Here is a 2,217-nt window from a genome sequence, read left to right on the forward strand (position 1 = left end):
TGATAGGCATATCCTGGCATTGTAAGAGCCCTCATACACATAGTAGCACGCGGGACACCCTTTTTCGCCGAAGCCAAAGGTTATTTTGGACCCGTCGAGTCTGGGCAATAACTTTTTGCCGTAGAGAAGTTTTGGCACGATATCGGCCTTGGTAAAACCTTTAAGTCTTAACGCCATTTTCCCCAGCTCAAAGTCGCTAACCGGAGATTTGCTAAGTTTTAATTCTTCCTGAAATTCCTTGTAACTTTGATAACCGTAGCGCAGAAGGACCTGATTTAGTTCATGGGAAAGCTCGCCGACGTTGTAAGGCCTAGGAGGCTCGATACCTATAACATCCCTTACCGCCTGCAAAAGAGCTTCACCTTCAGGCTTAAGCCCTACGTATTCAAGAAACGACCTTAAAGAATGGACCTGCGACGCAAGGTAGTTCTTTCTAAGGACCAGAGTCTCCTTTTCAAGGGCTTTAAGTTCCGAGATTATCTTTTCTATCTTCTCTTTTTTAAGAAGCCGCGCGAGCTTTTTTAAATTGGCAGGACCAAAATAATGAAAAACGACCGCCTGATCTTCTAATATCTCTTCCGCCGCAAGAGCCAGCGTCACGAACTTTTCGGATGACGTAAGATTTTTGAGAGATTTTATCATAAATATTCTCGCTCATCCTGAGCTTGTCGAAGGATGAACTCTTAGCCTCATGGTTCGACAGGCTCACCATGAGCGGTATTTTCAACTATGTTTTTATAGCAGTAAGGGTTGTTATAAAGTTCGCCCGTTGACGAATATCCCATCGCGAGGCATCCGGAATTACACTCATCACCTTTTGAGCAGTCTTTGCACGAACCGCAGAGCTTATCTTTCCTAAAGCCGCGGGTATAAGAGAAAGCTTCGTTATCTTCCCGGATGTCTTTCAGATTCCTCTTGCGGACGTTGCCCACTATGAAACTGTCATGCTGGAGCGATAAACACCCCGAAACGTTGCCGTTACTTTGAATGCCAATGACATATCTTCCGGCGTTGCACCCGCCCCATTCCAGATCGTCCCAGACGTCTATTGCGGACGAATGACAGTAGCCGATAGAATCGGCCGGCATCGTTTTGATGCTAATGCGGCCTTCGCGTTCTTCCTTTTGTGATTCGCAGATGAATTCTACCAGCTCTTTGTATTGGCCGTGGCTGATACCCAGACCTTCCTTGTTCTCGCCGGCGCTGGAGCCGCAGTGAAGGTAACGCATGTTGCAGCGGAGCGTTACTTCTAGCGCTACCGCGGCGGGGTAAAATTTTGTGTCATCATATATTTCTAGTATGCCCATATGAACATATCGCCTAGCAAAATTTGTGCCATCGTATCTTTGGGGGGAAACATAGTAACAGGTTGATAAATATGAACTTAATTTTAGGCGTTCCCGTTTCAATATTTTTAGTTCGGATATCTGAACTTGTGTGTGTTCTGTTTTTCGTAATTTGGCACAGACACAAGAAGGGCGCAGGGCCCCAAATCCAGAAATCCGAACAGATTTTTATAATTGATACCACTACTGTCCGGTTAAATTGGGAATAGCGAGAGCGTGTGTGGGGGGGAAGTTTGATTGGAAGGGTGTTGGGCGGCATGGTGCGGTATTCGATTGTTGGGGGATTTGATTTTTGAAGGATTATAATTCAGTTTTTCCGCCAACCGGTTAGATGATGTTGGCGAGTATCCCGAGCCTTACATCATCTTATGCCAGCCTTTCGGCCACGTAAGTAGCCGGCGTTGGCGGGATGGATATTCATCCCCCGCGCACCAGCTCCTGACGGGCTGGCGCGGGAACATCTTAGGAGTTTATCGTCACGAATCTGGGCAAGCATGGTTTTTTGAAGAACCTCATCATCCACAAAGGCGCAAGCGCCAATGCTGTAAAAGCGCAGATATGGATTGCGCTGATCGCGTATTTATTGATCGTGATGGTGAAATTTCGATCGAGGCTTGGTTGGGGCACGCCGGCCATAATGGCGGTCTTGACGGTTACGCTCTTTGCAAATAGAACACTGAAAAGCATCTGGGAAGATGCGCCAAAGGAAAGACGCGTCAAACCTATATCATCCCAGCTCTCACTATTCCCAATTTAACCGGACAGTAGTGATCCGCAATGCTCAAAGAAGACGGTTTTACAGAGTAAGCGCCTAGCGAACCTTTCAATTACCCACAAGTATCCGTTGACATACCATGAATGATCTCAAACG

At 46.7% G+C, this 2,217-nt stretch carries 2 protein-coding genes and 1 pseudogene (1 of these 3 running past the window's edge); 1 reads left to right on the top strand and 2 read right to left on the bottom strand.

The window, feature by feature from the left end:
* Positions 1–642 (bottom strand): annotated as a pseudogene (locus COV46_02055) (hypothetical protein) (it extends 567 nt beyond the left edge of the window).
* Positions 643–689: 47 nt separating this feature from the next.
* Entirely contained in the window at positions 690–1,307 is a 618-nt protein-coding gene (locus COV46_02060) for a hypothetical protein (GenBank protein PIR17954.1), read from the bottom strand.
* 541 nt (positions 1,308–1,848) lie between these two features.
* On the opposite strand from COV46_02060, the gene COV46_02065 reads away from it, so the two are divergent.
* Entirely contained in the window at positions 1,849–2,103 is a 255-nt protein-coding gene (locus COV46_02065) for a hypothetical protein (GenBank protein ID PIR17955.1), read from the top strand.
* Positions 2,104–2,217 lie beyond the last annotated feature (114 nt).

The sequence above is a fragment of the Deltaproteobacteria bacterium CG11_big_fil_rev_8_21_14_0_20_49_13 genome (assembly GCA_002796305.1).
Classification (GTDB): Bacteria; UBA10199; UBA10199.

What these genes read in the sequence shown, in the direction of transcription:
- COV46_02060 (PIR17954.1), bottom strand. Translation starts at nt 1,307, where the DNA reads ATGGGCATACTAGAAATATATGATGACACAAAATTTTACCCCGCCGCG.